Source organism: Streptococcus agalactiae ATCC 13813, from assembly GCF_000186445.1.
Taxonomy (GTDB): domain Bacteria; phylum Bacillota; class Bacilli; order Lactobacillales; family Streptococcaceae; genus Streptococcus; species Streptococcus agalactiae.
Genome location: NZ_GL636070.1, coordinates 1,520,049 through 1,527,093 on the forward strand (window position 1 = coordinate 1,520,049; position 7,045 = coordinate 1,527,093).

Here is a 7,045-nt window from a genome sequence, read left to right on the forward strand (position 1 = left end):
ACTTCATTAGTCACTTGAACGGTTGAACCATTAATCGCCACAAATTTCCCAGAAGTATCTTTGACATATTCTAGACCAATGTCATTATGATTGAGGGAAGAATGCGTGAAGACTCCTGGTTTTTCTTTGGAGAAGGTAACCTGCGTTCCGTCTTCCAAGAAATACTTGGCAACTACACGAAATTCCATCTTGTCTGTTCGCCAATCACCATTTCCATCATTTCGATAGGCAATAAAACCTTCGGTTGGATCATTTGGCACAACCAATTTCACGGCATCGGTTCCAGCTGGTGATACAAGGTTGGTAATATCGTAAGTCACTCGACTAATCTTTTTACCATCAAATCGTGCATTTTGAAGATTTTGATAGTTAAAACTAAGGGTCTCACCTGTTTTGAAGCTATCATAGACAAAGAATCCTGTTGAATCCAATATTCTTGAGTAGCCACCCAGCATGGCATCGTCAGTTGAAATGATTTGATTAGGATTTCGGGTAATTGCTCCATGTTGTGCTTGGGGTTCACCGTTATTGAGATTGAGGGCTTGAGCAAGGGCTTCAGAAATATAACCTTCTTCACCTTTCGAAATCTCGGCCAAGTCACGTTGATAGCGTTCCATTTCTTTGGTATTGTAGGCATCAATCACTTCATTTTCTTTTCTGGCTGCGGCTTCTTTTTCTTGATTACGTTTTGTAATAGCTTCAATCTCGGCTGCACGATCTGAAACTAATTGTTGTTTCTCCTGATTAGCTTGATCTACTGCGGCTTGACCTGCACGGTTTTCAGCATCAACAGCTGCTTGACCTGCCTGATTACGCCTTTCAATGGCTTCATTATCTGCCTTTGCCTTAGCAAGTCCAGCTTCATTTTCTTTTTGAATGGCCTGATTTTTCGCAACAATATCATCTGCCTTGGTTTTCTTTGTTAGATAATCCGCTACAGCTTGTTCGTTAGTTGATTGAATAGTTTCAACAGCCTTGCCATAGTTTGTATAGTCCAGTACAGATGTTCCGTTTCCTGATGAGACTACTTGTTCTTTTACTGTCACATCAGCATCTGCATACCGAGTTTTTAGGTCTTTGACTTTGGTATCAACCCAAGTATTTGTCTCTTTACCAGTTTGGTTGGCCCCTTCGTAGGCCTGTGACAGCTCCTTATTTTCCTGTTCGATGCGAGCTTTTTCATCCACATAAGCTGCTTTGTCAGCTTTGTAGGTTTCAGTAACTTCGTTGATAGCCTCAACTTGATTTTGGGCATCTGCTTCTGCTTTTGAAATTTGTTGGTTAGTTTCTGCCGCAGAAGTTGTATTTCCTAAATCCATTTGGCTATCTTCAACCGTAGAAACACCTTCAGCCTTTGCCTCTTCAACTGCTTGTGTTACCGTATCATGTGGTACGGTAACAGCAATCGCTCCATTAGATTGTCCAGTTAACGCTAAAATTTCAGTTTGTTCAGATACAGGTTTTGGCTGTGCTTCTGGTAAATTTGTGGCTGGATTCTCCGTTCGTTGGATGTTGGTGTCAACTGATGATGTGACTTCATCAGCATGTGCAACCGTTCCTCCCCAAGCAACAACAGCCGTCACCATGGTTCCAAGGGCAACGGAACATAGAGTGCGATATTTTTTACTCTTGCGAAAGACGTGTTTCTCGCCTTTTTCCTGATTGACAAGAAAGTGATGATTACATGTTTTGGTCATAAATAGTCCTTCTTTTCTTTTTTATGTAGCAACAAATTGTCACTCTTTCCTCATCATAAAAAAGAAGGCTTGATTTTGTTATCACAATAAAATGAGGGAAAAGAAAATGTTGCTTTTATACCACAAATATTGTAAAATTGTAGTGTAAAAGCAACAAGTGGGAGGCCGTATGTCAAAAAAAGAGATTCTACTCGATTTTATAGAAAAGAACAATGGAATTGTCACAAACAAAGATTGTAAAGCACTAGGTATTCCAACAATATATCTGACAAGACTAGAGAAAGAAGGCATTATCTTCCGAGTTGAAAAAGGTATTTTCCTAACCCAAAACGGAGACTATGATGAATACTACTTCTTTCAATATCGTTTTCCTAAGGCTATTTTCTCTTATATTTCGGCACTGTATCTACAACAGTTTACAGATGAAATTCCACAATATTTTGATGTGACAGTTCCTAGAGGCTACCGCTTTAATACTCCTCCAGCTAATCTAAATATTCACTTTGTCTCTAAAGAATACAGCGAGCTGGGAATGACTACTGTACCTACTCCTTTGGGAAACAACGTAAGGGTATATGATTTTGAACGTATTATTTGTGATTTTGTAATACATCGAGAAAAGATTGATTCCGAACTCTTTGTCAAGACACTTCAATCTTATGGGAACTATCCTAAAAAAAATCTAGCAAAACTCTATGAATATGCGACAAAAATGAATACTTTAGAAAAAGTTAAACAAACTCTGGAGGTTCTAATATGAACAAAGCTAAATTAACAGCACTCTGTCATAAAATATCAAAGAATACTGGTTTAACCTTTAATTCCGTCATGACCTATTACTTCCTAGAAGTCATTTTGAAAAAATTAAGTCAAAGTTCTTATTCAAATCACTATATCTTCAAAGGAGGATTCCTACTTTCGAATGTCATCGGAGTTGAATCTCGTAGCACTGTTGATATTGACTTTTTATTCCATCAAATAACACTCTCAGAAGAAACTGTTAAACAGCAACTCAAGGAAATTTTAGCAGATTCCGAAGAAGGTATATCTTTTGTGATTCAATCAATCACAGCTATTAAAGAAAGTGATGACTATGGTGGCTATCGAGCAACAATTTCGTGCCAACTTGAGAATATTAAACAAGTTATCCATTTGGATATTGCGACAGGTGATGTTGTAACTCCTCAGCCGATTACATACGACTATAAAGCTATTTTTGATGAAGACAATTTTCCAATCATTGCTTATACAATTGAAACAATTCTAGCTGAAAAACTTCAAACCATCTATTCACGTAACTTCTTGAACAGTAGAAGCAAAGATTTTTACGATGTTTATATTCTTTCCAAACTGAAGAAAGAAGACATTGACTTCATTCAGTTGAGAAATGCCTGTCAGAGAACATTTTCATATCGCGAAACAGAACTCGATTTTGTAAAGATTATTGAACTACTCGAGAGGTTCAAATCTGACCCTATTCAGAATAAACAATGGCAAAATTATTCAAAAAAATATAGCTATACAAAAGGGATTTCACTTGCAGATGTTCTTGATGAGATGATTCGTCTCATAACAGTTCTCATTTCTATAAATTCTGATTAATCGTGACAAAAAAACACAAAAGATATGCTAACATTTATTCATTTTGTTAGCATATCCTTTTTTTATTTCGTCGTATAAGCAAAACTCAAGCTACTATCCACTCCAGATAATTTACGGAAGGTGTAGTTTGGATTGCCATTATAGTTGGTTTCTGAGATAAGAAATGAGCCATCTGGGTAGACTTTTTCGACGAAAGCCACATGTCCGTATTCTGTTGGTGTGCCATGTCCTCCTCCCGCAAAGGAAAGGATAGCTCCTTCTTGTGGACTTGTCCCTATCTCCCCACCGAGACTTGCGGCTGTTCGTACCCAATCTTGGCCATTGCCCATGGTACTGATAATTGGAATCTTCTCACCGTTTTTACCTTTGAGTTTTAGCCCCAGTTGGTTGATACGGGCTGCGACTCCCCAAGTACATTGGCCGAAAGCGTAACCCATCCCGTCACCACCTCCTGGAATAGAGTTTTCAAAAAGGTCTCCTCGTACAGCTTCAAGTGCTTTTGGATCACTTTGTGCTGTCCCACCGTTGGGTTGACTAAAGCCTTTTTCAATTTGGTAATACCACTCACTTGCCCGTGTCTGACGCTCAAGTAGCTTATCCCCTGAATTTCCTTCCCAGTAAATGAGGAAGAGTTGGGCAAGACTAGCTGGACTACCTGTATTTTTGAAGAAATCTTTTAACCAGTTGGTGTAATAAGGACTATCCCCATGCAACATGAAATCCAGTTGTAACTCTAAGTCATACCACTTTTGATGTTTTCCTTTGGCATATTCCAACAATAAAGTATGTCTGCGTGACCCATCCGCGGTATCTGTCCATTGGCCTAAGCCTAAACCACGTTTGAGAATATTTGGGTAACGTCCATTGTATATAGTTGGACCATTAAGTGAGAGCCAGCCCTCATCATCCCACGAACTATCAGTCGCACCAACTGGCGGAGATAAATAGTCGCCTTCAGCTCGTTTTGGATTAATGGAAGATTCTACCGACCAATTTCCTAAAATAGCTGCTATAGCTTGATTTGTCGCACCTTTGCTTTTAAGATAGTCATAAATTGCCTTGGCTCTCTCGAACTCATCGCCGCCAAACTGACCGATAGTTGGAAGAATGGTGGTCTGAACCTGGATTACTTTTGGAAAGTAGAAAGCTGGATTGACATAGACCAACTTATCCGTATCATCATCAACCTTTTGATAGGTGACTTTTAGACCCGTTCCGTCTTTGGTCTGACCAATAATATCTCCTGCCAAGACATGTTGATGTTCACTCACTCGGCCTGAATGAATGCCAAACAAGGTTAGTTTAGTCTTATTCACTCCCTTACCAGATGTCAAAACAACGTTCTCTCCATCAAGAGATACCTTGCCATCCATCGGAGCTACAATGACTTGACCTTCTTTCGCTTCTAAGATGATATGGTGATGCAGCGTTGGTTTCTCATCAATGACCTCATACCCATATCGGTAGGTCATGCTTAAGCTATCCTCGTCAGTCTGTCCCTGAAAGGGATTGTCCAATTCTTGAAGGGCTAGATAGTTGCCTCCTTCTGTCAACTCCTTTAACTCTTCCTGGTCCTCATCAGACAGCTTGTAAGTAGGTTCTTTATATAAGTCAGACATGGATTTAATAGAATCTCCACCATTTAAGTCTGTCCACACTTGACTGAGAAACGCTTTGTAGGTCACACCACCTGTTTCCATGAAATCGTCAAGCTTGTAGTCTTGGTATTGATGATTCATGTAAACCATAATCTCATCAATCTTGGTGTAGTAGGCAATCCCTTTTTCATTGGTTCTCGTATGTTCCGCATCTTCCCACGTCATGTGGGTATAGGCCTTGGTCAACTCCATCTCATCTTGTTGAATGACACTACTACCTGAAACACTCATGAAAAAGCTCATCATCAAAAGGAGTATCAAGAGAATGCCTGAGACAATCCAAGTCAAAGGATTTCCCGCAAGGACAGAAAAGAAAGTCACACTTCCCTTAATGGCTTGGACGATTCCTTTGATACCTGCGACACTTTGTTTTCTCACATGCTTTAAAAAGGTCTGGTAACGTCTTCTTGGTTTAAGAGGTTTCTGGCGTGTGAATCCTTTTCCCTTTTTGAAGTTCTGGAATCGTTCCTTTCCATGAGAAAATTTTGTTTTGGTAAACCTCACACCTGTCTGTCCACTTTTTACTACCACCTTACCTGCTTGAAAGGTAAACCTTCCATAGCGTCTGGCTTTCAAACTAATATCCTTCATGGATCTTAGACCATCTAAATCATCCTCCTGTGCTATCAGGTCAAGGGATTCAGATGCAACTAAGCCTAATCCAACTTTGACTTTGGTAGAGTTTTTCTTAGTCTTTTGGACTTTCTTGAGTTGTTTAACCTCACGCTTGGCAGAACTTACGTCTTTTTCTGCACTTAGTCGATCAAATGATTTTTCTTGGTGAAACTGAAAGCGAGACTTCGGGGAAGGATTTTCTTTTTGGAAAGTAAACTTGGGATTAACTGCCTTTTGCTTCTCACTTAGTTTCACTTCTGACAAATGTTTTCTTGCAGTCCGCAAACGCTCTTGAGCTTGAGGAAGTCGATAGTTCTTGATTTCCTTTACCTTCAACAGTCTAGGAGAAACATAGGTAATTTCCTTTAGGAACTTCTCTTCTGCTTCCTTTTGGCTACTGAGTAGATTTCCTTTTATCTCTGTTTTCTTTTCCTGAAAAAGAGAATTTTGGGCTGGTTTTCGAAATCGTCCTTTTTTAGGAACAGTCTGTTTTAAGGCTCTAACTTCTTTCCGATAATGCATACGGGCTGATTTTAAGTTGCTTCGAAAGTTTTGCCTAGCATGTTTGACTAGCTTTTTATCCTCTTTCATCTCATGTCCTCATTTTTTCAGGGTCCGTACTCATGATGTCAAAGAGCTTGGTGTGTTGTGGAATCTTATTTTTAAATGGAACAACGGTTGAACCGGCCTTGATTAGCCCAGCACCTTTTTCAGGATTGACCAAGTATTTCTCCAGTTCCTTGGAAAGTCCAAGCATATGCACCAATTCTTCTCGATCGCTCTTAGCCTGTTTTAAAAGAATCATGAACTCGCTATTGGCAATAATGCGTCTGCCGTTGGCATCCAAAAGAAGCGTTTCTACATTCTGAGTAATGCCTGTCGGTATCGCCCCATACTTACGGACACGACTCCAAAGTTTAAAGAAGAAATCAGAGGCATACTTGTCCAATAAGAGAAGCTGCATTTCATCAAAGTAAATCCAGGTCTTCTTCCCTAGCTTTTGGTTTTTGACCACCCGATTCCAAATTTGGTCAAAGATAACCATGAGGGCAATTTGTTTTAATTCATCGCCTAACTTTTTGACATTGTAAATCAGGAAATGACTGTCTGTTTTAATATTGGTCCGATGTGAAAATATGTCCAGCGACCCTTCCACATAGAGTTCCATATCCAGTGCCAAGTCCTTAGCTTCCTGTTCAGGTTGTTGAGCTAAGACAAAGACCCATTCGACCAAGGACGGTGTGTCAAAATGCTTATAAGTGAGTCTTGTCACACGGTCAATCAAGGACTTTTCACGACCATCCATTTTACGGTCCAAGAGCTTTCCAATCCAAGACAAGAGAAATTCGGACTTGACCTTAACCGGATCCTCATCCATATTCTCATCAGATAGATCTAAGACATTTAAGAAGGTGGTAGAATCTGGGGCAATATCAATACTCTCCCCACCAAAGGCTTGACCGATAATACTGT

Annotated in this window: 5 protein-coding genes; 2 read left to right on the top strand and 3 right to left on the bottom strand. The window is 39.7% G+C overall.

Features of this window, described 5'->3' with window-relative positions; translation table 11 throughout:
- Nucleotides 1-1,697: GbpC/Spa domain-containing protein (locus HMPREF9171_RS106125; protein WP_000167695.1), on the bottom strand; the 1,697-nt coding region annotated here is incomplete at its 3' end.
- Between the two features lie 169 nt (nt 1,698-1,866).
- On the opposite strand from HMPREF9171_RS106125, the gene HMPREF9171_RS106120 reads away from it, so the two are divergent.
- Both HMPREF9171_RS106120 and HMPREF9171_RS106115 read left to right on the top strand, forming a co-directional pair.
- The gene (locus tag HMPREF9171_RS106120) at nt 1,867-2,457 is read left to right on the top strand and encodes a type IV toxin-antitoxin system AbiEi family antitoxin domain-containing protein (RefSeq protein ID WP_000037237.1); all 591 of its coding nucleotides are present in this window, start codon (nt 1,867-1,869) and stop codon (nt 2,455-2,457) included.
- Nucleotides 2,454-3,299 carry a nucleotidyl transferase AbiEii/AbiGii toxin family protein gene (locus HMPREF9171_RS106115; RefSeq protein WP_001030299.1) on the top strand — a complete coding sequence of 282 codons (846 nt, stop codon included), beginning with the start codon at nt 2,454-2,456 and terminating at the stop codon, nt 3,297-3,299. Before HMPREF9171_RS106120 ends, HMPREF9171_RS106115 begins: the two co-directional genes overlap by 4 nt.
- Nucleotides 3,300-3,361: 62 nt before the next feature.
- Here the strand turns inward: HMPREF9171_RS106115 and HMPREF9171_RS106110 are convergent, their stop codons facing one another.
- Entirely contained in the window at nt 3,362-6,163 is a 2,802-nt protein-coding gene (locus tag HMPREF9171_RS106110) for a phage tail tip lysozyme (RefSeq protein WP_000656693.1), read from the bottom strand.
- A 1-nt stretch (nt 6,164) separates the two neighbouring features.
- A partial coding sequence (locus HMPREF9171_RS106105; protein ID WP_000311123.1) for a VirB4-like conjugal transfer ATPase, CD1110 family occupies nt 6,165-7,045 on the bottom strand: 881 nt, incomplete at its 5' end.

Bases quoted from the DNA above. Each gene is read 5' to 3' on its own strand.
- HMPREF9171_RS106120 (WP_000037237.1), top strand. From the start codon at position 1,867: ATGTCAAAAAAAGAGATTCTACTCGATTTTATAGAAAAGAACAATGGA.
- HMPREF9171_RS106115 (WP_001030299.1), top strand. From the start codon at position 2,454: ATGAACAAAGCTAAATTAACAGCACTCTGTCATAAAATATCAAAGAAT.
- HMPREF9171_RS106110 (WP_000656693.1), bottom strand. From the start codon at position 6,163: ATGAAAGAGGATAAAAAGCTAGTCAAACATGCTAGGCAAAACTTTCGA.